Below are 20,780 nucleotides of genomic sequence, written 5' to 3'. Positions count from 1 at the left end.
ACTGGCGCGCAGCTCTTTGACGAAGGCTATCGATACGTCCTCAGGACGTGAGTTCGCCTGTGTCGGCGCGGCGCCTTGCAGCAAGCAAGACTTCTCTCATCTGCTTGACCACCGGCGGCTCACTGCTTGACCGCCGGCGGCTCAATTGCCCCTGGCGATTCAAGGCCGGGAGCTTGACGATGTCCACCGCCCATCCGAGGCTAACCACCAGCCTTCTCCGCGCCTCCTGGAAATTCGCTGTCCTGAGGCTGACACGGAGCAAGGGGCGGCCATGGATTTCCTGGGCGCGTTTCCCCAGTCTAATCTGAATGCAGTACCGGCCGTCCGGACGGCGGTGGAGATAGGCCGGGCGGGCCATGTCATTGCCTTTCCAGGGACGATGCATCCCGGCGAGATGAATCGCCCCTGGCTCGAACTCAAAATCTCAGGCAAAGCATTGTTTTTTCGATAGAATTACTGTCGCAGGGGATGTGGTAGCGTGCCCCTCTCCCGCTACCAATTGTTCCGTACAAATCACTCGAGCGTTGCGATCCGCTCATTCTTCAACATGCGAAGCTGCGTGGCGAGAACGCTTGTGGCTGCCGGTGCCATCGGCCTTAGGTTGTCTAGAGACTGGATTGCTCTTAGATGGCAGAATGTTCGAAGTTGCTCCCTTTCGGATATGCCCCCGCTGCGAAGGCGAATCGTTCGGCACTCTGTCTGTCGGGGGCACCCGCGTTGTCAAACGCTGTAAAGCATGCGCGTACTCACATGACGAGGTACTTCCTGACGTCGATAAGCGCGTCGTTTATCTTGATCAATTTGCGGTAAGCGAACTCTACAAGACCAAAACGAAGACGCGGAAACCGGGTGCGCCTCGCGAACAATTTTGGCAGGATTGCTACGCGCTCGCCAATCGTGCCTACCTGAGACAGCAGGTAATATTTCCGGCCTCGAATCTCCATTCGGATGAGACGATTGTTTGGCATTCTCCGGCCGAGTTGCGCCTTGCACATGAAATGTTCAGTGGGGAAACCTCGTTCGAGAGGACGGATGCAATCGCCACACAGCAAGAATGGGAATTTGCGAAAGCCTATTTAAAGGGCGAGCCGCCGCCGTCCCTCGGCACAAGTGTTGACGAGATCATTTTTGGAACTCGCAATGTTTGGCTGCCCATCTACCATATCAGTGTGAACTCAGATTATTCAGTCTTCGCGCCTGGATTGCGACAGGACAAGGCGGTTGCCGAAGCGAGCCACAAGCAGTTGGCTGATGTTTGGGTCAAGAAGAGGCCGACTTTCAATGACATTTTGCAAAACGAGTTATCGAGCTACGGCTCAGCGATGCGGGAAGCTCTGAGCGTGCAAATAAGTAGAACGCAGGCGGCGATTGTGTCCGACGACCCCACCAGTGTTTTGGATATCCGTTTCGGATTGATCGGCCGCTATGCACGATTATCCGCACTGTTTGAGCGTAATGGTGTGCCTGCGAAAGACGCGTTTAAGGAGGTGCTGAATTTTCTGGAATGGCCGGGAAATCAGCAGCAGCCGGCACACAAGATTTTTGCTTATCTGTTCGCTGCGCTGGGTTGGAGAATCTCGTCGGGCCAGCGCCCGGTAATGAACGCAAGCATCCTGAACGACTTCTCCGCGATATCGACATATGCCCCATACGTCGACGCGATGTTCGTGGATAGGCAGTGCGCATCCTTATTGAAGCAAGGGCGTCTCCGCTCCGAACTCAGTTACAAAGCTCGCATCTTCTCGATGAGCGATCCGCAAGAGTTTTTGGATTACCTGAAAAGCTTAGGAGATGCCGCAACCGTGGATGTAGGCGAGTTCGCTTGTGATCTCTATGGCTCGGAAGCATAGGCGGAGTCGAAATCAAGAATTGCGCTGACCGTACGTAGGATGGGTAGAGCACTTGCGAAACCCATCATGCTTCTTCGTTGCCAGAGCTTGATGGGTTTCGCTTCGCTCTACCCATCCTACGAGCTAAGGGCTTAGGATCACTTTATCTCGCGCCCTTTTGTATTCCAGTAACTGGGAAACGGCGTCGTAGGAATGATATCTGGCGTAGACACTCTTCGCATGCCGCTCGCGAAGATCGGCTAGAGCGTCAGCCCAGTAAGCAACCATTGCGCGGCGAACTCCTTCGCGCGCAAAGAAGCGTTCGGCCCTTGCAAAATCTTCATCAAAGCTCACGCTTACCGCTCTTTCGGCCGCCTTGTATTCGGCCCGTCGAACGTCCCCGCCGTGTTGGCCGAGCCACATGATCGTGTTTGGGTACTCCAAAATCAGGCGGTCCAGCACGAGGTGATGCGAAAACTTGCCGTCGGTTGACGTGCGGGTGCTAAATGCAACTTCATGCGATCCAATATTCAATGTGAACCAGCGGCCTCCATTCGTCTGTGGGAGCACGCTCAAAGTCCAGGAGCCCTGCATGTCGAGGTTTCCGTACAACCCCGAGAGCTGAAATAAATTGAAAAGAAACAAGATCACATCGGGGTTATGGAAGAGTTGATCCGTCCTTTCACTATCAACCCGGAGAGGTGCGCTTATCCGGCGCAATTCCTTCCTCGCCTCGTGAGGAGCGACGCTGAACAACTCATTCGTACCCTCTACATTGACCTTTCGGTCAATAAAATGGCGGTGCGTTGCGCTCTCGACGACCGTGCTGTCCGTGACATGAACGAAGTCTGATAGCTCCCACGGTCCGTGAGCTGCGTACGCTTCACCCCCATTTATTCCGCGCAAGCGTTCGCTGATGGGCCGCTCAGTACGGCCGATTTTTATGTGATCACTGTTCGGCGAAACGAGAATATAGACGAAGCCATGCGGCATACGAACGCCCCTCATACCCAGGCGACACGTTTATCGAGATGACGCGGAGAAGGGAAATAGACAAATGGTCTGAGCCGGCCCTGCTTTGTGGCGTCCGTTGGCGCGAGCGCCTTCGACGGGAAAAGCATAAAGGATTGCCCGCTTCAGGACGCGTCGGTCAAAATCCGCCCTGTGTCGCCACCCCGTCAACCCCTCCCCACAAAAATATTCCACTTTACCGAAATTCGGAAACGGCGTATGTCTCGCCCATCCCGGCTCATCCTTGAGGGGCGATCTTGTGTCGTCACGTTTCGCGAGCCGGGCTTGCGGTGGACGCGGCAGCGTCGGCACGAGACGGTGCGGGCAGGGCGGGTAGTCCCTGTGAGCTCGAAACCGCGTGCGGACGAACGGCGCTGCTAGGCTTCGTCTCGGCTGTAAGTTTCCGGCTCCGTCGACAGGGTCGGGAAAACTGCGGCGAAATGGCGGGCCGGGCGTACGGCAAAACCGTGTGGTCCTGGCCGTCGTTGCTACGGTCAAGCTTTCGCGGAGGTGTGTGCGAGCCCAACCGGGCGGACAGCATCGTCAATTCGCGAAGTGAGGGAGGCCAGAGGGAAAGTTCGGCTCCCGGGAGAGCACGGCATAAGCCGTCCAACCACTGCGCAGGGAAGGCCGAGTGATTGGCTACACCTGTATGCTGCTGTGCGGTTCTTTTGCGCTACATCTTCGCGCAGCGGACCGCGGGTGCCGGCTGGCACCCGGCCTTCCCTGCGCCCTCTTGGCTAACGAGGGTCGAGCGACGAAGCAAAGCTCGGGCGACATGCGCCGCGAGGACGGGAAGGCGTGTCCGCTGTTTGACAGGTCACGCATCTTGCGGCGCGGCTGCGCCGGCGATGCGTCGCCGTGCCGGCAGGAACAACCCCGCGATCGCGCCGGCCAACGACAGCGTTGCGGCGAGGCTCATCGCCGCGGCAAATCCGCTCTCGAAATGCGCGGCCGAGTAGGCCCCGCCGTTGGCCGAGAAGGTCGCCACCAGCGCGGCGATGCCGAACATGCCGCCGAGGAAGCGCCCCATGTTGAAGACGCCGGACGCCTTGCCCATTTCGGCCACCGTGACCGAGCTCAGGATGGCGTTCTGCGCCGCCGGCATCGCCATCGAGACGCCAACGCCGGCCAGCACCAGCGGCGCGACCAGGGCGGAGTAGGGAACCGCGGGATTCACGATCTCGGCGATCCAGCCAAGGCCGATCGCCTGCATCAGCAATCCCGTCACCACCAGCGGCCGCTCGCCGAACCTGTTGACGACCGCGCCGGCCACAGGGGCGGTGACGAACAGCGTCGCTGTCCAGGGCAGCAGGCGAAGTCCGGCGCCGAAGGCATCGAAGCCCAGCGTGGTCTGCAGGAACTGCGGCAGCAGGAACACCACGCCATACATCGCGGCGTAGAACAGGACGCTTGCCGACATGCCGGAGGCGAGGGCACGCGATGCAAACAGCCGCATCGGCACCATAGGCGCGGCCGCGCGCAATTCCCAGAACACGAAGCCGGCCGCGAGCACCAGGCCCGACATCAGCGTGCCCATGACCTCGGCGCTCGCCCACCCCACGGCGTTGCCGCGCAACAGGCTCCAGACCAGTGCGAGCGCCGCAAGCGCCACGAGCGACAGTCCGGGGATGTCCAATGCGGCGGCCGGTCCGAAGCTTTCGCGCAACCGCGCCAGCACCAGGGCGATCGCGATCAGGCCGATCGGCAGGTTGATCCAGAACACCCAGCGCCAGCCGAGATGTTCGGTGATGAAGCCGCCGATGGCGGGGCCTATGATCAGCGCGCAGCCGGTGATGCTGCTGAAAATGCCGAGTGCGCGGGCGCGCTCCTCGCGGCCGAACGTGCCGCTCAGGATCGCCATTGCGAGCGGCATCACCAGCGCGGCGCCGGCGCCTTGCAGCGCGCGGGCGGCGATCAGCGCAGTGGCGTTGCCGGCGAGCGCGCAGGCCGCCGATGCAACGACGAACAGGGCGATCCCGGCCGCGAACATGCGGCGGCGCCCGAAGCGGTCGCCGAGTGCGGCGCCCGTCAGGAGCAGCACGGCGAAGGTCAGGTTGAAGGCGTTGACGGTCCATTGCAGCGTCTCGACCCGGCTGCCGAATTCGGCGCGGATGGCCGCGAATGCCGTCGTGATGATCATGGCGTCCAGCGCCATCATGAAGGATGCCAGCGCGGTGACGCCAAGCACCCAGTTCTGCTCGGCGCGATTGGTCGGGGTCTGCATCGCCCTCTCTCCGTGTCTCGCGCCACCCTGTCGCGGCGCGTTCTGCGGGCTAGACGAGGCCGGAGGGGCAAAGGATGCGCCCAAAAATAATCTTTCCCGGGCCGCATCCTTCGGCTGCCGGCAAACGTCCTAGGGGTGAGGCGGCCGCGAGCCAGGTCGCGACATGAAAAAAGGAGCGCGCGATGAGAAGGACGTTGATCAGGTACAAGACCAAGCCGGAACTGGCCGACCGGAACGCCGAGCTGGTTGCGGCGGTGTTTGCGGAATTGAAGGCGGAGAGCCCAGACGGCGTGCGCTATCTGACGCTGCGGCTGGAGGACGACACCTTCATCCATTTTGTCGAAGCCGCGGCCGAGGACGGCTCGAGCCCGATCCCGAAGCTCAGGGCGTTTCAGGCGTTCCAGGACGGCATCCGCGACCGCTGCGCGGAGCCGCCGCTGGTTCGTGACGTGAGGATCGTCGGCAACTATCGTATGCTGGACGAGTCCTGAGCAGGCGAGGCGGAGGAACAATGGCGCCAGACCCCCTGGCCACCATCGATATCGAGTCCCTGCTGGCGGGGATGCGGCCGAAGCTGCATCGCTACTGCGCACGCATGGTCGGCTCGGTCATCGACGGTGAGGACGTGCTGCAGGATGCGCTGATCAAGGCGATGGAGGCGCTGCAAACGGTCACGCCCGCCGTCAATCCGGAGGGCTGGCTGTTTCGCATCGCGCACAACACCGCGCTGGATTTCCTGCGCCGCCGCAACCGGCAGGAGGCGCTGCATTCGGCTGAGGAGGTGGAGATGATTGCCGACCAGCTCGATGATTTGGAAAGCCGCCAGATCGCTGCGACCAGCCTGCGCACCTTCATGCGGCTGCCGGTGGCGCAGCGCTCCAGCGTGATCCTGATGGACGTGCTCGGCTGCTCGCTTGCCGAGGTCTGCGACATCATGGATTTCAGCCTGCCGGCGGTGAAGGCCGCGTTGCATCGCGGGCGCACGCAGCTGCATGAGTTCGCCGAGCAGCCCGACGATGCGCCACGAGCGGAGCTGTCGGAAGCCGACCGCACGCGGCTCAACGCCTATGTCGGCCATTTCAATGCCCGCGACTTCGACGCCATCCGCGAAATGATCGCCGATGACGTCAGGCTCGAGCTCGTGAACCGCACCAGGTTGAAAGGCAAGGCCGAGGTGTCGCGCTATTTCGGCAATTATTCGAAGGTCAGCGACTGGCACCTGGTGACGGGGCAGGTCGACGGACGTCCCGCGATCCTGGTGTTCGATCCCAATGAGCCGAACGGGCGGCCGAAATATTTCATGCTGCTGAACTGGTCCGCCGACAAGCTCGCCATCATCAGGGATTTTCGCCACGCGGCGTACGTTATCGATGCCGCCGAGTGCGTGGTGGATAGAGGGTGAGCGTATGAGCGAACGCAGCGCCCCTTCGCCGTACTTGAACGGAAAGAAAGTCGCATTCACCCTCGTCCGGAGGGCAATGATGCGGTTGAGACAGCGCTCGTCGCGCTCCTATGTCCCCCTCAACTCCGATACCAACTCCCCAGATTCCACGTCGTGACGTCCCAGCCCGAGATGTCGGTCATGAGGCTGTTGACGGCGCCGCCGACGATGTTGCGCGACAGCAGCGGCACGAGCACGTTGGCTTCGCAGAAGATCTCGTTGACCTTGATCAGCAGCGCGGCGCGCTTGACCGGATCGAGCTCGCTTTGCGCGGCCTTGTAGGCCTTGTCGGCCTCGGGATCGGACCAGCGCGAGACGTTGCGGCCGAGCCATTTGTTCTCCTTGGACGAAATCTCCCAGGAGACGCACTGGTTCAGGAAGCGCTCGGGATCGGGCTGCGGCTGCGTCGTGTTGTACATCTCCATGTCGCAATAGAGCTTCGAATAGGTGTCGGGGTTGCCGACATCGGACGAGAAGAACACCGATGCCGTGACCGACTTGATCTCGATGTCGATCCCGGCCTTCTGGCAGGCCTGCTTGATGATGGCCTGCGTCTTCTGCCGCGGGGCGTTGATCGAGGTCTGGAAGACGTATTTGAGCTTCTTGCCGTCCTTCTCGCGAATGCCGTCAGCGTCCATCTTCCAGCCGGCCTCGTCGAGGATCTTGTTCGCCTTGTCGACGTTGAACTCGTATTTCAGTCTGCTCGACTTGAACTGGCTGGGCTGGTTGACGAAGCTCGCCGTCGCGACGGCGGCGCGGCCGTAGATGAATTTCTGGATTGCCTCGCGATCGACCAGCAGGTTGAACGCCCGGCGAACGGCCGGATCGGACAGCGTTGGGTGCCTGGTCTTGGCGTTCGAACGCTCGCCGTCGACCTCGGTCCACGGGTCCGTCGTGTTGAGGACGATGAACTCGACGCCGCCGGAGAGCGTGAACTCCACCTTGCCTTTGCCGCTGGCCTCCATGCGCTTGAGGACTTCGTCCTCCACCAGCAGGTTCCAGGCATAGTCGTATTCGCCGGTCTGCAGCACGGCGCGCGCGGCGGAGACCGCATCGCCGCCGCCCTTGACCTCGAGCGTGTCGAAGTATGGCTGGTTCTTGACGTGATAGTCGGGGTTGCGCTCGGCCAGGATCAAATCGCCCGGCTTGAACTCGACGAATTTGTACGGGCCGGTGCCGACCGGCTTCAGATTGCCCGGTGCGTCGCGCGACTTCGCGCCGGCATAGTCGCCGAAATGATGTTTCGGCAGGATCTGGCCGACCGCGCCGACGAAGGGGTCGGCCCAGAACGGGGTCGGGGCCTTGAAGATGACCTTGACGGTGTGGTCGTCGATCTTCTCGACCTTGATGTTCTGGTAGGAGCCCGTGGTGTACGCCGCCGTCGCCAGATCTGCGGCATATTGCCAGGTGAAGACGACGTCGTCGGCGGTGAAGGGCTTGCCGTCATGCCACCTGACGCCCTGCTTCAGCTTCCAGGTCACGCTGGTGCCATCCGGCGAGAGGCCGCCGTTCGCCTTGGTCGGAACCTCCGCAGCGAGGCAGGGGATGAGGTTGCCCTCCCTGTCCCAGCCGGCGAGCGGCTCGAAGAAGATGCGCGAGGCGACCTGGTCCTTGGTGCCGAGCGCGAAATGCGGATTGAGCAGGGTGGGGGCCTGCCAGATCAGGATCTTCAGCGGGCCGCCGCCGCCGGCCTTGGTCGGCTTGTATGGCAAGGTGGCATCCGCCATCGCCACGTCGTTCCAGAGCAGAATCTGGCTTGCAACGGGCGCCGCGATCCCGACCGCGGCCATTGTCCGGATGAATGAGCGCCGCGACAGCGTGCCGTCCTTCACCTCCGCGATGGCCTCGCGGATTTCGTTCTCGTTCATCGGATGAGCTCCACCTTCGCGCAGAAAAGTCGTCACCGGCGGCCCATCATGTTGCATCGCGGGCAAGGCGGCAATGCCGACAAGGCGGGGAACCCCTGCGGCGAAATGGCGAAGGTGTGTATGGCGCGGTCGTGCCGTCGCGACGATGCATCGCGCCCAGCCGGGCGGGGCATCGTCAATTCGCCTTCGCTAGTCGCTCCGCACATAGCGCCAGAGCAGGTCGGCGATTTCGAGCCGCCGCTGTGCCTTGGCCTTCTGCGAGGACATGTCGGTTGCGAATTGCGCCTCGAACGTATGCCGGTTCGCGACCGAGAAGAAGCAGAGCGCGTTCAGCGACATGTGCAGTTCGATCGGATCGATGCCGGGTCTGATCGCGCCGGCGCGAACGCCCCGGTCCAGCACCGCGGCGATCTGGCTGACAATCGGCCGCGTCATCTCCTTGAGCTTCTTGCTGCCCCGGATGTGCCGTCCGCGATGGATGTTCTCGATCGTGACCAGCCGGACATATTCCGGGTTGGCCTGGTCGAAATCGAAGGTGAACTCGGCCAGCCTGCGAATCGCGGCCTCCGGCGCGAGCGCTTCGAGGTGAAGATCCTGCTCGGCGACGCGCATCTTGGCGTAGGCCATCTCGAGCACGGCCGTGAACAGCTCTTCCTTGGATTTGAAGTAGTAGAAAATCAGCCGCTTGGTGATGTTGGCGCGTGCGGCGATGGCATCGGTATTGCCGCCGGCGAGGCCGTTCTCGGCGAATTCCGCGAACGCGATCTCCAGGATCTCGCGCTTGGTGCGCTCCCGGTCGCGCCGCCGCACCGGCGGCTGCTTCGCGTCCTCCGCGACGGGCTTTTCCTTGGGTCTCATCCGGCGGTTCGGTCCTTTGCATCCGGCCAGGCCTGCTTGCCCCACCCTCCATAGCGCAATCGGCGGTCCTTGACATCAATTATCCCATAGGTTAATTCTAATTAACCTATGGATTAATTATCTATGACGGATCTCGGCCTTGCTCATCTGACGGCCCTGGACCTTGCGCCTGTCGCGCTTGTGGCCGAGGCCGCGCGTGCCGGCTTCAGCTTCATCGGCCTGCGCGCGATCCCTGCGACTGCCGGCGGACCTGCCTATCCGACGCGGATGGGAACGGACGCGCACCGCGAGCTCAAACGGTCTCTCGCCGGCGAGGGAGTGCGACTGAACGAGATCGAGTTCGTTCAGCTCACGCCTCGCATCGACATTCCGGCGCTCGCGGGCCTGTTCGAAGCCGCAGCCGATCTCGGCGCGGTGGCGGTCACGGCATCGGGGGATGACGACGATCCGGTCCGCCTCACCGCGCATTTCGCTGATCTCTGCGACCTCGCGCAGCAATTCGGCCTGCGTGTCGACCTGGAGTTCATGCGCTGGCGCGCGATTGGCTCGCTGCCGCAGGCCGCGGCGATCGTGCGTGGCGCGGGCAAGGCCAACGGCACCATTCTCGTCGATGCGCTGCATCTCCATCGTTGCGGCGGCAAGCCGGGCGACTTGATCTCGATTCCCGCGCACTATTTGCGCGCCGCGCAGATCTGCGACGTCGTCGCGGATATGCCTGCGAGCGATGCCGCCATCATCGCTGAAGCGCGCGAAGGCCGGTTGCCGCCGGGCGAAGGCGCCTTGCCGCTCGGCGAGCTCCTCGAAGCGCTTCCGGTGGACGCGAGCCTCAGCGTCGAGATGCCGTTGCCGGCCTTGGCGGTGCGGCCCCGGCTCGCCACCGCGTTCGACGCCACGAGGCGCCTGCTCGAGCATCGGCCACGGGGAGCGTGGCGGCCAGACCATCGCCGCGAAGCCGGCGGCCCAATCCAGATACGGACGACGTGAGATGAAGAACATCACCATAGGCGTCATCGGCGCGGGGCTGATCGGGCGGAAGCACCTCGCCAAGCTGGCCGGACGTGGGGACTATGACCTCGTCGGCATCGCGGACGTGAACTCCGATCGGATCGCAGCCGATTATCCCGGGACCCCTGTCTTCGCCGACTACCGGAAACTGCTCGACGAGGCGCGGCCGGAGGCCGTGATCATCGCCTCACCCAACCAGCTTCATGCCGAGCAGGGCATCGCATGCGCCAGGCGCGGGATTCACATCCTGATCGAGAAGCCGGTCACGGACACGGTGGAGACCGCGGCAAGCCTGATTGCCGAGGTGCGCAAGGCCGGCATCCAGTCGCTGGTCGGGCATCACCGCCGCCACCATCAGCAGGTCAGGACGCTGAAGGCGACTTTGGGAGACAAGCGCATCGGCGATGTCGTCGGGGTGTCGGCGATCTGGGCCACCCACAAGCCGGCGGCCTATTTCGAGATCGCGCCATGGCGCTCGCAGGCTGGCGGCGGACCAATCCTGATCAACCTCATCCACGAAATCGACTTCCTGCGCTTCACCGTGGGCGAGATCGTCGCCGTGGAAGCGATTGCGTCGAACCGCCAGCGCAGCTTTGCGGTCGAGGATACCGCCGCGGCGCTGATCGAATTCGACAGCGGCGCGCTCGGCACGTTTTTCATCAGCGACAGCGCCGTCTCGCCCTGGACCTCCGAGCAGGGGCTCGGCGAGGCCCCCGAATTCCCGTTCAGCGGCGAGAGCAGCTATCGCTTCCTCGGCCGAACCGGGTCGATCGAATTTCCGGCGCTCGTGCAATGGTCGCAGGCCGGCGGCGCGCAGGACTGGAACAAGCCGATCCAGGCCCAGCGCATCCATGCCTCCTCGGTTGACCCCTACGTCGCCCAGCTCGACCATTTCCGCGACATCATTCGCGGCAACGCGCGGTCATTGCAGCCGGTCGAGGACGGCGCGCGCAGCCTGATCGCGACCCTGGCGGTCGCCGAGGCCGCCGCCGGTGGACGACGCGTCGACCTGCGCCATCGCTACGAAACGCTCGCAAGTCCGGTCGTGCCGGCAACGTCAGACCAGCAAAGGGCTTCCTGAGCGCAAACACATTCACCGCCGCTCGGCGGACCAGGATGGGCAGAGCCGCGGCGCGATCTCAACGACGCCGGCAAAAGGGCCGGCCCGGAGGGAGGGAACGAGGTGAACTACACGTTCGACTTTAGCCCCGTGCTGGACGGACTTCCGGACCTGCTGTGGGGCTGTGCGGGAACGCTGGAGCTCGCGTTGTCCGCCATGGTGCTGGCGCTTGCGATCGGGATTGGCGGCGTCGTGCTGCGCGAATCCCGCGTCTTGGCGCTGCGCTGGCTCGTCATCGCCTTTGTCGAGGCGATCCGCAACACGCCGTTCCTCGGGCAGATCTATTTCATCTTCTTCGCGCTGCCGCTGGTCGGCGTTCGCCTCGATCCGACTCTGACCGCGATCATCGCGCTCGGTGTCAACGGCGGGGCCTATGCGATCGAAATCATCCGCGGTGGCGTGCAGTCGATCAACAAGGGGCAGGTGGAAGCCGGTCTCGCGCTCAGCCTGAGCCGGGCGCAGGTGTTCCGCCTGATCGTGCTGAAGCCGGCGCTGCGCGCGATCTATCCGTCGCTGACCAGCCAGTTCATCATGCTGACGCTGACGACCAGCATCGCGTCTGCGATCTCGGCCTATGAACTGACCTCGGTCGGGCAGACGATCGAGACCAATACCTTCCGCAGTTTCGAGGTCTATGGCGTCGTCACGCTGCTCTATTTCGCCATGTCGTGGATGCTGATGCAGATGTTCGCGCTGATCAACGCGCGTTACTTCAGCTATCCCGTGAAGTGAGGGGCGATGGACCGGAATCAGTTCCTGTTTCTGCTCGGTGGCCTCAAATGGACACTTGCGCTGTCCGCGATCGGCTTCGTGGTCGGCTCGATCGCCGGCCTCGGCGTGGCGCTCGCGCGCACGTCGGGCCACCGCGCGCTGGAGCGCGTCGCGGCCGGCTACATCGCCTTGTTCCAGGGCACGCCGCTTCTGATGCAATTGTTCGTGGTCTATTACGGGCTGGCGCTGGCGGGCCTCAAGCTCGATGCCTGGGTTTCGGTCTCCATCGGCTTCACACTGCATTCCGGCGCGTTCCTCGGCGAGATCTGGCGCGGCGCGATCGAGGCGGTGCCGAAAGGCCAGGTCGAGGCCGCCAAGGCGCTGAGCCTCAACTACGGCTCGCAGATGCAGGATGTCGTCCTGCCGCAGGCGATCCGCATTTCGCTGCCGGCGACGATCGGATTTCTGGTCCAGCTGATCAAGGGAACGTCGCTCGCAGCGATCATCGGCTTCACCGAATTGATGCGGGCAGGGACCATCGTGTCCAACCAGAACTTCAAGCCGCTGCTCGTCCTCGGCTTGGTGTGCGTCCTCTATTTCGCCATCTGCTGGCCGCTGTCGCTCGTTGGCGCGCAGCTCGAACGCCGGATGGCCGTCGCCGCGCGATGACGAGGGCAACGACAGACAACAGGACGAGGACAGAGGAGGGAATGATGACCAACGCAAGGACCACAGGACTCAATCGGCGTCGTCTGCTGGCGCTCGGAGCCGCGACGATCGCCGCGCCATTCGTGCTGACGCGCGCCGCTTATGCGGTGACGCCGTCGGAGATCAAGGCGAGGGGCAAGGTTCTGATCGGCATCCAGGGCGATAATCCGCCCTGGGGATTTGTCGATGCGACGGGAAAGCAGGATGGGTACGATGCGGAGATTTCGGCGCTGTTCGCCAGGGAGCTCGGTGTGCCCGCCGAGTTCACGCAACTGGCGGTCGCCAATCGTATCCCGGCCCTGACCTCCGGTCGTGTCGATATCCTGTTCGCGACCATGGCCATGCTGCCGGAGCGGGCCAAGGCCGTGCAGTTCTCAAAACCCTACGGCGCGAACATCATCACCTTCATCGCGCCGAAGGAGTTCGAGATCAAATCTCCGGCCGACATGGGCAAATACGTCATCGGCGTCGCGCGCGGCAGCGTGCAGGACAGCGACGTAACCAAGGCCGCGCCGTCGGGCACCACCATTCGCCGCTTCGACGGCGACGCGCCGACCATGCAGGCCCTGCTGTCCGGTCAGGTCCAGGCGGTCGGTGGCAACATCTTCTACGTTCCGCGCCTCGATGAATCGAAGCCCGGCTATTACGAGAACAAGCTCGAATTCACGAAACTCTACAACGGCGCCTGCACCCGGCTCGGAGAGAAGGAGATCAACGCCTTCGCCAACGACTTCATTGAGAAGATCAGGGCCAATGGCGAGCTGGCGAAGATCTATCAGAAGTGGATGAATAATCCGCTGCCGGCTTTCCCCGACACCATTCCCGGTATTCCCTTCAACGTCAGCTAGGCACGGAGAGAGCGCCATGCCGGGTGTAGCCGCGATCGAAACTGCCCCAGAACCGATGATCGCCATGCGCGACGTCTGCAAATGGTACGGCACCTACCAGGTCCTGACCGAGATCAGCCTGACGGTCCGCCCGGGCGAGAAAATCGTTCTGTGCGGGCCGTCCGGTTCGGGCAAGTCCACCCTCATCCGCTGCATCAATGCGCTGGAAGCGTACCAGCGCGGCGAAGTCGTCGTCGCCGGCACGCGGCTGAACGACGCTGCCGGCTCGGTCGATGCCGTGCGTCGTGAGGTCGGGATGGTGTTCCAGCAATTCAACCTGTTTCCGCACATGACCGTGCTGGAGAACTGCATGCTGGCGCCAATGCGCTCCCGGGGTGTGCCGCGGGTGAAAGCCGAAGAGACCGCGCGCCGTCTGCTCGATCGGGTCAGAATAGGGAACCAGGCCGAGAAATATCCGGCCCAGTTGTCGGGCGGCCAGCAACAGCGCGTTGCGATTGCGCGCGCGCTCTGCATGGAGCCGAAGGTGATGCTGTTCGACGAGCCGACCTCCGCGCTCGACCCCGAAATGGTCAAGGAGGTCCTCGACACCATGATCGGGCTCGCGACGGATGGTATGACCATGATCTGCGTCACCCATGAAATGGGGTTTGCGCGGCAGGTCGCCGATCGCGTGATCTTCATGGCCGATGGCAGGATCGTGGAGGAGGCCGAGCCCGAAAGCTTCTTCAGGAATCCGCAGCACGATCGCACCAGGAAGTTTCTGGGAGAGATCTTGGCGGCGCATTGAGTCGGGGATGGTCCGATGGTCGCCTGCACGCCGCCCAGGCGCTCGACGCGAACTGCCGTCGCTATGTCGCGATCGCCGATCGTGGAGACGCGCGTTCCCGGGTGACCGGCTGTGTCCCCCGAACATGGCCCCGCTCTTGCCGGCGAGTATGATGGATTGGTATAAACATCATACTCGGAGGGGTGACGTGATTCAGTCAGGTGGTGTCGCGAGGCAGGCGTTCGAGCCCGGCGTGCTGTTCGGCGGGCTGATCGCCGCCAACATCGCCGCATGGGTCTTCGCCTTCGCGATGTTCGGCGACCGGCCCGCGGTGATGGCGACCGCGCTGCTCGCCTGGGTGTTCGGCCTGCGTCACGCCGTCGATGCCGACCACATCGCCGCGATCGACAATGTCGTGCGCAAGCTGATGCAGGCGGGCGACACGCCGCGAAGCGTCGGCCTGTATTTCGCGCTCGGCCATTCCACGGTCGTCCTGGCCGCGACCACGCTGCTCGCGCTCGGCGTCGTGAGTCTCGGCGGCGACAGCCTGCTGAAGGAGATCGGCGCCCTGATCGGCACCTCGGTGTCGGCGCTGTTCCTGCTGGTGATCGCGGCGATCAATCTCGCCATCTTCGTCGGCCTGTGGCGGATCCTGCGCGAGGTGCGCGAGCAAGGCATTCATGACGCCGCGCAGCTCGAGGCGCTGCTCGCGACCCGCGGATTCCTGGCGCGCTTGCTCGGCCCGATGTTCCGCCTCGTTACCAAACCCTGGCACATGTATCCGCTCGGCCTGCTGTTCGGGCTCGGCTTCGACACCGCGACCGAAATCGGCCTGCTCGGCATCTCCGCCACCGAAGCCGCGCGCGGCGCCTCGCTCGCGCATGTGCTGGTGTTCCCCGCCCTGTTCGCCGCCGGCATGGCGCTGGTCGACACCGCCGATTCCGCGCTGATGGTGAGCGCCTATCGCTGGGCCTTCGTCGATCCCTATCGCAAGCTCTGGTACAACCTCACGATCACCGGCGCCTCGGTCGCGGTCGCGCTGTTCATCGGCGGCATCGAGGCGCTGGGGCTCATCGGCGACCGGCTCGGCCTGTCCGGCGGGCTGTGGTCGCTGGTCGAGGCCGTCAACGACTCGCTCGCCAATTTCGGCTTCGCCGTGATCGCGCTGTTCGCGCTCGCCTGGCTCGTCTCGGTCGTGCTCTATCGCCGTATGGCTCCGAGCGCCCGGCGGCGCATGGTCGATCCTGACGAGCTGAGCAGGGGCGCCGCGCCGGGGTGATCGCACCTGAGTGTGTCGCAACGGCAACAATCGGCGATTTTCCGCGATCCGCGATCAGATCCAAATTCCTCGCGCTCTTGCGAACGACCAACTCGCTCCAACATAGCGTCCGGTAAAGTTCACACGCCAGTGGGCGGGTGAAAGAGACGGCTGTCGACAGCGAGTGAGCATCATGCGCGCGTTGTTCCGAATCGCGTTCGTTCTATCCGCCCTGTGGTTTCCTGCTCATCCGAACGCGTCCCAGGCCCACGCCATCATCGTCTCGTCCTCGCCGGCGACCGGCGCGACAATATCCGGCGACAACGTCGCGATCCGCCTGCACTTCAACAGCCGGATCGATCACGCGCGCTCGAAATTGACGCTGCTGGCACCGGATGGTGCGTCGCGCGCGCTGAGGCCGGCTTCCGATGCGCCCGCCGACGAGCTCAATGCCGATGCGACGCTACTACCGGCGGGGACATGGCACCTGCGCTGGCAGGTTTTGAGCGTCGACGGGCACATCACCCGCGGCGACATTCCGTTCACCGTCCGCTGAAACCACGGCCGTGTACCTGCTCCTCGACATCTTCGGCTATCTGTCGGTGGTCCTGCGGGGCCTGATCCTGATCGCCCAGTCGTTCACCCTCGGCGGTCTCGCGTTTCAGCTGTTGCTGTGGGGGCCGCTGCAGCCGCAGCTCTCCGTCTTTGGCCTCTCGATCGAGGAGCGATGCCGCACGTTCCTGCAGTTCAGCGCCGTCGCATGGGCGCTCCTCACCGTCGCCTCGCTGGCGCTCAACGCGGCCGCGCTGGTCGGGACGCTCCAGGTGCCCTGGAGCGAAGCGGTCACTGCTGATTTTGGCCGTGCTGACCTCGTGATCGCGGCTTGCGCAGTCGGCATCGCCGTCCTGACGAAAGGCCCCGCGCACCGGGTGCGGTCGGCCGCGCTTCTCGCCCTGTCGGTGCTGGCGCTCGCGATGCAGACCCGGCTCACGCATGCGGCCAGCCGGCCGGATGTGCGCTGGCCGCTGCTGCTGTCCGATGCGGGTCACATGGCGGGGGCGGCCGTCTGGATCGGCGGTCTGCCCTATTTCCTGATCGCGCTGAACGGCTGCAAGGACGCCGGCGACTGGCGCCTCATTGCGCGCCGCTATTCGTTGATGTCGATGGCGGCGGTCGCGGCGATCGTCTGCGGTGGTCTGGTCATGGCGGCGAACTATATCGGCTCCGTCGCGGCGATCTACGGCACCGCCTATGGCGTCATGACCCTGGCGAAGGTCGGGCTGCTCTTGATGCTGCTGATGCTTGGCGCGGGCAATTACTTCCTCGTCGAACGTCTGCGCCGCGACCCCACGACGCCGATCTTTCGCCTGAAGCGTTTCGCCGAGGTCGAGATCGGCATCGGCATCACCGTGCTGCTTGCTGCGGCGTCCCTGACGTCATTGCCGCCGGGCGCGGATCTCCCTCATGATCGCCTGGACTGGCATGAGATCGTCGAGCGCGCTGCGCTGCAATGGCCGCCGCGCCTGACCAGCCCGGATTACGACAGACTGACCGTCGCGCAGCTCCAGGCGAAGATCACGCTGGCGGACGCCGGGCGCGCGAGCGCGCAATCGGCCTACGTTCCCGGTGAGGGCACGATCCTGCCGCGAAATGCGGAAGATATCGCCTGGTCGGAGTACAACCATCACTGGGCCGGCGTCTTCGTGGTGCTGATCGGGCTCCTGGCGCTGGTCGAGCATTTCCGCTGGGGGCGCTGGGCGCGGCACTGGCCGCTGCTCTTCCTCGCGATGGCGGCCTTCCTGTTCTTCCGCGCCGACGAGCAGGCCTGGCCGCTCGGCCCGGCGGGCTTCTTCGAGTCGCTGCGTGATCCGGAGGTGGCGCAGCATCGCATCTTCGTGTTGCTCATCGCCGTGTTCGGCCTGTTCGAATGGCGTGTGCGGCTGCGCGGCACCAAGGCCGGTCCGTCGGCCTTGGTGTTTCCCCTGACCACGGCGCTCGGCGGCGCCCTGCTGCTCACGCATTCTCATGCGATCGCCAACATCAAGGACCAGCTGCTCATCGAGATGAGCCACACCCCGCTTGCGCTCTGCGGCGTCGCCGCCGGCTGGGCCCGCTGGCTCGAACTGCGTCTCGACGGCCGGGTCAGGCGAGCGGCGGCCTGGATCTGGCCGGTCGCCTTCATCCTGGTCGGGCTGATCCTGCTGGATTACCGCGAAGCCTGAACGCGCTATCCGTCGTACTGATCCGGGCCCATCGCCCATGACGTCTGATCATGGCCGAACGCGTAGTTCCGGTTTGTGACGACAGGATTGCGATTGACCATCGGCCGCATGAACATCGGGTGGGTCGCGCTGCGCACCTCGTGCTCGACCGTGAACAGCTTCTTGCCGCTGTCGAGATCGACGATGTCGCAGAACCGGTACTGATATTGATTGTCCTCGCGCGAGATCAGGTTGCGCGCCAGCAGCTTGCGATAGGGGCCGGAGAAGTCGGTGATGTACATCTGCACATGGTGCCCGTCATACTCGCCCTGCGGCCGATCGCTCTCGCGGAACAGCAGGTGCTGGTCGCGGCCCGTCTTCACCGCCGCAACCGTGCCGTCGCCATTCCGCATGCCTGAGGGCATGCCCATGATGTCAGGATAGAAGGCGCAAATCGCCGATGCCGTTCCGATCGGCACGTCGAACTCGACATAGGGAATGCCGAGCGAGATGCGGCCGAACCGCGCCGCGTCAGGTTCATAGACACGCATCCGGTTGCCCCATGGGTAGACGGCCTCGACATGGTCATTGTGCTCGGCGAACGTGAATGCCGTCCCCTCGAGCTTCTTCGCGACCGATGCCAATCGCGCCAGCAACGCCTCGCGGCCCTCGATGACGAGGCCGGTATGGCCGCGCAGCACCTGCGGCCTGCCGCTCGGCAGGTGAAACTGGCTCCGCCCGGCGTTGATCCACATGTTGGTGTCCGACACCATCAGATAGGGATCGCGGGTGAGCCCAAGTCCCGTGACGTAGAATAACGTCGCCAGGCGCTGATCCGGGACCTGGATGTTGACGTGCTCGAAATGGATCGCGTTGCCGAGGTCTTCAGCGGATCGATCGAACTGTTGCGGCATGGCTGTGGCTCTGGGTGTGGGACGGACGGGTCATATTAGAGCAGAACGTCGGCCAGTCGAACCGTCGGCCGATCACATCTGCTGATCGGGGCATGCCGTCGGCCACCTTGCCGCGGCAACCATTCCCTGTAATCTGGGCGGAAGACATCAAGGAAAGGGTCAATGGGGGGAGTTCTGGAAGGCGTGCGCGTCCTCGATTTCGGGCGCTATATCGCGGGTCCCTATTGCGCGACCTTGCTGGCCGAATTCGGCGCCGAGGTCATTCGCGTTGAAAAGCGCGACGGCAGCGAGGATCGCTTCGTGGCGCCGGTCGGCGCGGGCGGCGAGGGCGCGCTGTTCCTCCAGGTCAACCGCAACAAGAAGTGCATCACGCTCGATCCGATGAAGCCGGAGGGGCAGGAGGTGATGCGCCGCCTGGTTGCGACCGCGGACGTGGTCGTCGCCAACCTGCCGCCGCAGACCCTGCGCGCGATGAAGCTCGATTACGACTCGCTTCGCGCGATCAAGCCCGACATCATCCTGACGACGGCAACCGCATTCGGCGGGCCGGGGCCCTGGTCCGACCGCGTCGGCTTCGACGGTGTCGGCCAGGTCATGTCAGGCTCGGTGTACATGACCGGCGCCGGCGATCCGCCCTACCGCGCCGCGGTCAATTGGGTCGATTTCGGAACCGCGCTGCACTGCGCGTTCGGCACGCTCGCGGCGCTGATCGAGCGCGGCAAGTCCGGCCGTGGGCAGATCGTCGAGGGCGCGCTGCTGGCCACCGCGTTGTCCTTCACCAATGCCACGCTGATCCAGCAGGCCGTCATCAACGTCAACCGCGTCCCGACAGGCAATCTCGGCCAGACCGCAGCGCCCGCCGACATCTACCGCACCAGGGACGGCTGGGTGCTGTGCCAGGTCACCGGTCATCCGCTGTTCAAGCGCTGGGCCAAGCTGATGGGCGAGGAGGACCAGTGGCTGAACGATCCGCGCTTTGCCGACGACATCAGCCGCGGCAACAACGGCCCCGTCATCAGCGAGCGGATGGCGCGCTGGTGCGCCGAGCGCACCACGCAGGAGGCCGTCGACACGCTGGGCAAGGCCATGATTCCGACAGGGCCGGTGCTCAGCCCGCAACAGGCGCTGGATCATCCGCACATTCGTGCCGCCGGCTTCATGCAGGACGTCGATTATCCGGGCTTGCCGAAGCCCGCGCCGGTGGCGCGGGCCGCCGTGCGGCTGTCGGAAACGCCGGGTGACATCGCGAGCCGCCCGCCGACGCTCGGCGAGCATACCGATCGTGTCCTCGCGGAGCTCGGCTATGACGCGGCCGCGATCGCCGCGCTCCGGCAAAGCGGCATCGTCTAGCTGGGTCGGAGAGCGGCCGCAGTTGGGTCGCCGAAGATTTCGAACGCGTCACCGCCCATTCGCAAGCGCCAACGCGGCCTTCACCGCGTTCTCCAGAATTTCCTCCGACAACTGCTTGTCGCTCACGGCCCGCGACAATTGCAGCGCGCCGACCATGGTCGCATAGACCGACATCGCGCGCCGCCGGCGCTCCGCAGCCGTGCCATCCGGCATCTGCGCCGCCATCAGCGCAATGATGTCGGACATCTTTGCGGTGAAGGCATCGCGCGTCGTCTTCGGATGCCGCGCGATCTCGGACGCCAGCGCCGCGGTCGGGCAGCCGGTCCCGGCGTGGTCGCGATGGCGCGGCGAGAGGTAGTCGCGGATCGTAGTCTCCAGGGCGATGCCGTTTTCGAGATTGTCCTTGTGCCGCTGCTCGCGCCGCTCAAGCGCATCCAGCAGCACCGCGCGCACCAGATCCTCCTTGGATTCGAAATGTGTGTAGAAGGCGCCGTTGGTCAGGCCGGCCGCGGACATGATGCCGGCGAGACCCACGGCGGCGATGCCCCTCTCGCGGAACTGCGCCGAGGCGACGTCGATGATGTGCGGCCGCGTCGCGTCCCGGTGTCCCTTGTCGTACCGCGCCAATCGCGCCTCCTTGGGATGCCCACCCCGGCCAACGAAAT

General features: G+C 64.1%; 21 protein-coding genes. 14 read left to right on the top strand and 7 right to left on the bottom strand.

The features are described 5' to 3' along the window. Window positions 1-40: 40 nt before the first annotated feature. Window positions 41-358 carry a DUF6538 domain-containing protein gene (locus BJA_RS44090; protein ID WP_038965639.1) on the bottom strand — a complete coding sequence of 106 codons (318 nt, stop codon included), beginning with the start codon at window positions 356-358 and terminating at the stop codon, window positions 41-43. Between BJA_RS44090 and BJA_RS35065 the strand changes: the two genes are divergently transcribed. Both BJA_RS35065 and BJA_RS35060 read left to right on the top strand, forming a co-directional pair. Continuing rightward, on the top strand, window positions 272-451 hold the full coding sequence (locus BJA_RS35065; protein ID WP_133415034.1) for a hypothetical protein: 180 nt from the start codon (window positions 272-274) through the stop codon (window positions 449-451). The genes BJA_RS44090 and BJA_RS35065 overlap by 87 nt on opposite strands. A gap of 184 nt (window positions 452-635) precedes the next feature. After that, window positions 636-1,850: a hypothetical protein gene (locus tag BJA_RS35060; RefSeq protein ID WP_162494147.1), complete on the top strand. Its 1,215-nt coding sequence runs from the start codon at window positions 636-638 to the stop codon at window positions 1,848-1,850. Window positions 1,851-1,973: 123 nt separating this feature from the next. Here BJA_RS35060 and BJA_RS35055 read toward each other — a convergent pair whose 3' ends face one another. Beyond that, on the bottom strand, window positions 1,974-2,822 hold the full coding sequence (locus tag BJA_RS35055) for a GIY-YIG nuclease family protein (RefSeq protein WP_162494146.1): 849 nt from the start codon (window positions 2,820-2,822) through the stop codon (window positions 1,974-1,976). Window positions 2,823-3,660: 838 nt separating this feature from the next. Further along, window positions 3,661-5,067 carry a DHA2 family efflux MFS transporter permease subunit gene (locus BJA_RS35050; RefSeq protein ID WP_011089659.1) on the bottom strand — a complete coding sequence of 469 codons (1,407 nt, stop codon included), beginning with the start codon at window positions 5,065-5,067 and terminating at the stop codon, window positions 3,661-3,663. Window positions 5,068-5,249: 182 nt separating this feature from the next. Between BJA_RS35050 and BJA_RS35045 the strand changes: the two genes are divergently transcribed. Both BJA_RS35045 and BJA_RS35040 read left to right on the top strand, forming a co-directional pair. Then, window positions 5,250-5,558, top strand: coding sequence for a hypothetical protein (locus tag BJA_RS35045; protein WP_011089658.1), 309 nt, complete (start codon window positions 5,250-5,252; stop codon window positions 5,556-5,558). A gap of 20 nt (window positions 5,559-5,578) precedes the next feature. After that, window positions 5,579-6,469, top strand: a complete 891-nt coding sequence (locus BJA_RS35040) for a sigma-70 family RNA polymerase sigma factor (protein WP_011089657.1) — start codon at window positions 5,579-5,581, stop codon at window positions 6,467-6,469. A gap of 119 nt (window positions 6,470-6,588) precedes the next feature. Here BJA_RS35040 and BJA_RS35035 read toward each other — a convergent pair whose 3' ends face one another. Both BJA_RS35035 and BJA_RS35030 read right to left on the bottom strand, forming a co-directional pair. After that, window positions 6,589-8,376 carry a peptide ABC transporter substrate-binding protein gene (locus BJA_RS35035; protein WP_038965642.1) on the bottom strand — a complete coding sequence of 596 codons (1,788 nt, stop codon included), beginning with the start codon at window positions 8,374-8,376 and terminating at the stop codon, window positions 6,589-6,591. 189 nt (window positions 8,377-8,565) lie between these two features. Next, window positions 8,566-9,234, bottom strand: coding sequence for a TetR/AcrR family transcriptional regulator (locus BJA_RS35030; protein ID WP_028174210.1), 669 nt, complete (start codon window positions 9,232-9,234; stop codon window positions 8,566-8,568). A gap of 123 nt (window positions 9,235-9,357) precedes the next feature. On the opposite strand from BJA_RS35030, the gene BJA_RS35025 reads away from it, so the two are divergent. The 9 genes from BJA_RS35025 (at window position 9,358) to BJA_RS34985 (ending at window position 17,872) form a co-directional block, all read left to right on the top strand. Beyond that, a complete protein-coding gene (locus BJA_RS35025; RefSeq protein ID WP_011089654.1) occupies window positions 9,358-10,218 on the top strand; it encodes a sugar phosphate isomerase/epimerase family protein in 861 nt (286 codons plus the stop codon). Window position 10,219: 1 nt separating this feature from the next. Next, on the top strand, window positions 10,220-11,320 hold the full coding sequence (locus BJA_RS35020) for a Gfo/Idh/MocA family protein (protein ID WP_011089653.1): 1,101 nt from the start codon (window positions 10,220-10,222) through the stop codon (window positions 11,318-11,320). A gap of 102 nt (window positions 11,321-11,422) precedes the next feature. Then, window positions 11,423-12,091, top strand: a complete 669-nt coding sequence (locus BJA_RS35015; RefSeq protein ID WP_011089652.1) for an amino acid ABC transporter permease — start codon at window positions 11,423-11,425, stop codon at window positions 12,089-12,091. Window positions 12,092-12,097: 6 nt separating this feature from the next. Further along, window positions 12,098-12,739, top strand: a complete 642-nt coding sequence (locus BJA_RS35010; protein WP_011089651.1) for an amino acid ABC transporter permease — start codon at window positions 12,098-12,100, stop codon at window positions 12,737-12,739. 44 nt (window positions 12,740-12,783) lie between these two features. Beyond that, entirely contained in the window at window positions 12,784-13,626 is an 843-nt protein-coding gene (locus BJA_RS35005) for a transporter substrate-binding domain-containing protein (RefSeq protein ID WP_038965663.1), read from the top strand. Between the two features lie 16 nt (window positions 13,627-13,642). Beyond that, the gene (locus BJA_RS35000; protein ID WP_011089649.1) at window positions 13,643-14,413 is read left to right on the top strand and encodes an amino acid ABC transporter ATP-binding protein; all 771 of its coding nucleotides are present in this window, start codon (window positions 13,643-13,645) and stop codon (window positions 14,411-14,413) included. Between the two features lie 187 nt (window positions 14,414-14,600). After that, window positions 14,601-15,671, top strand: a complete 1,071-nt coding sequence (locus tag BJA_RS34995; RefSeq protein WP_038965644.1) for a HoxN/HupN/NixA family nickel/cobalt transporter — start codon at window positions 14,601-14,603, stop codon at window positions 15,669-15,671. Between the two features lie 172 nt (window positions 15,672-15,843). Further along, a complete protein-coding gene (locus BJA_RS34990; RefSeq protein ID WP_038965665.1) occupies window positions 15,844-16,206 on the top strand; it encodes a copper resistance CopC family protein in 363 nt (120 codons plus the stop codon). A 10-nt stretch (window positions 16,207-16,216) separates the two neighbouring features. Further along, window positions 16,217-17,872 (top strand): copper resistance D family protein, encoded by a 1,656-nt coding sequence (locus BJA_RS34985; RefSeq protein WP_011089646.1) that lies wholly within the window; start codon window positions 16,217-16,219, stop codon window positions 17,870-17,872. Between the two features lie 5 nt (window positions 17,873-17,877). Here the strand turns inward: BJA_RS34985 and BJA_RS34980 are convergent, their stop codons facing one another. After that, a complete protein-coding gene (locus BJA_RS34980; protein WP_011089645.1) occupies window positions 17,878-18,765 on the bottom strand; it encodes a VOC family protein in 888 nt (295 codons plus the stop codon). Window positions 18,766-18,927: 162 nt separating this feature from the next. Here BJA_RS34980 and BJA_RS34975 point away from each other — a divergent pair, with 162 nt between their 5' ends. Further along, a complete protein-coding gene (locus BJA_RS34975; RefSeq protein ID WP_011089644.1) occupies window positions 18,928-20,115 on the top strand; it encodes a CaiB/BaiF CoA transferase family protein in 1,188 nt (395 codons plus the stop codon). 48 nt (window positions 20,116-20,163) lie between these two features. On the opposite strand, the gene BJA_RS34970 is transcribed toward BJA_RS34975, so the two are convergent. Beyond that, window positions 20,164-20,742 carry a TetR family transcriptional regulator gene (locus BJA_RS34970; RefSeq protein WP_011089643.1) on the bottom strand — a complete coding sequence of 193 codons (579 nt, stop codon included), beginning with the start codon at window positions 20,740-20,742 and terminating at the stop codon, window positions 20,164-20,166. Between the last annotated feature and the right edge of the window lie 38 nt (window positions 20,743-20,780).

The organism is Bradyrhizobium diazoefficiens USDA 110 (genome assembly GCF_000011365.1).
Classification (GTDB): domain Bacteria; phylum Pseudomonadota; class Alphaproteobacteria; order Rhizobiales; family Xanthobacteraceae; genus Bradyrhizobium; species Bradyrhizobium diazoefficiens.
Note: the sequence above shows the minus strand (reverse complement) of the source record. Positions and strands in the feature narration are given on the sequence as shown.

What these genes read in the sequence shown, in the direction of transcription:
- BJA_RS35045 (WP_011089658.1), top strand. Translation starts at nt 5,250, where the DNA reads ATGAGAAGGACGTTGATCAGGTACAAGACCAAGCCGGAACTGGCCGAC.
- BJA_RS35035 (WP_038965642.1), bottom strand. Translation starts at nt 8,376, where the DNA reads ATGAACGAGAACGAAATCCGCGAGGCCATCGCGGAGGTGAAGGACGGC.
- BJA_RS35055 (WP_162494146.1), bottom strand. Translation starts at nt 2,822, where the DNA reads ATGCCGCATGGCTTCGTCTATATTCTCGTTTCGCCGAACAGTGATCAC.
- BJA_RS35050 (WP_011089659.1), bottom strand. Translation starts at nt 5,067, where the DNA reads ATGCAGACCCCGACCAATCGCGCCGAGCAGAACTGGGTGCTTGGCGTC.
- BJA_RS34975 (WP_011089644.1), top strand. Translation starts at nt 18,928, where the DNA reads ATGGGGGGAGTTCTGGAAGGCGTGCGCGTCCTCGATTTCGGGCGCTAT.
- BJA_RS44090 (WP_038965639.1), bottom strand. Translation starts at nt 358, where the DNA reads ATGGCCCGCCCGGCCTATCTCCACCGCCGTCCGGACGGCCGGTACTGC.
- BJA_RS34990 (WP_038965665.1), top strand. Translation starts at nt 15,844, where the DNA reads ATGCGCGCGTTGTTCCGAATCGCGTTCGTTCTATCCGCCCTGTGGTTT.
- BJA_RS35020 (WP_011089653.1), top strand. Translation starts at nt 10,220, where the DNA reads ATGAAGAACATCACCATAGGCGTCATCGGCGCGGGGCTGATCGGGCGG.
- BJA_RS35010 (WP_011089651.1), top strand. Translation starts at nt 12,098, where the DNA reads ATGGACCGGAATCAGTTCCTGTTTCTGCTCGGTGGCCTCAAATGGACA.
- BJA_RS35005 (WP_038965663.1), top strand. Translation starts at nt 12,784, where the DNA reads ATGACCAACGCAAGGACCACAGGACTCAATCGGCGTCGTCTGCTGGCG.
- BJA_RS35060 (WP_162494147.1), top strand. Translation starts at nt 636, where the DNA reads ATGTTCGAAGTTGCTCCCTTTCGGATATGCCCCCGCTGCGAAGGCGAA.
- BJA_RS35040 (WP_011089657.1), top strand. Translation starts at nt 5,579, where the DNA reads ATGGCGCCAGACCCCCTGGCCACCATCGATATCGAGTCCCTGCTGGCG.
- BJA_RS35025 (WP_011089654.1), top strand. Translation starts at nt 9,358, where the DNA reads ATGACGGATCTCGGCCTTGCTCATCTGACGGCCCTGGACCTTGCGCCT.
- BJA_RS35030 (WP_028174210.1), bottom strand. Translation starts at nt 9,234, where the DNA reads ATGAGACCCAAGGAAAAGCCCGTCGCGGAGGACGCGAAGCAGCCGCCG.
- BJA_RS35000 (WP_011089649.1), top strand. Translation starts at nt 13,643, where the DNA reads ATGCCGGGTGTAGCCGCGATCGAAACTGCCCCAGAACCGATGATCGCC.
- BJA_RS35065 (WP_133415034.1), top strand. Translation starts at nt 272, where the DNA reads ATGGATTTCCTGGGCGCGTTTCCCCAGTCTAATCTGAATGCAGTACCG.
- BJA_RS34980 (WP_011089645.1), bottom strand. Translation starts at nt 18,765, where the DNA reads ATGCCGCAACAGTTCGATCGATCCGCTGAAGACCTCGGCAACGCGATC.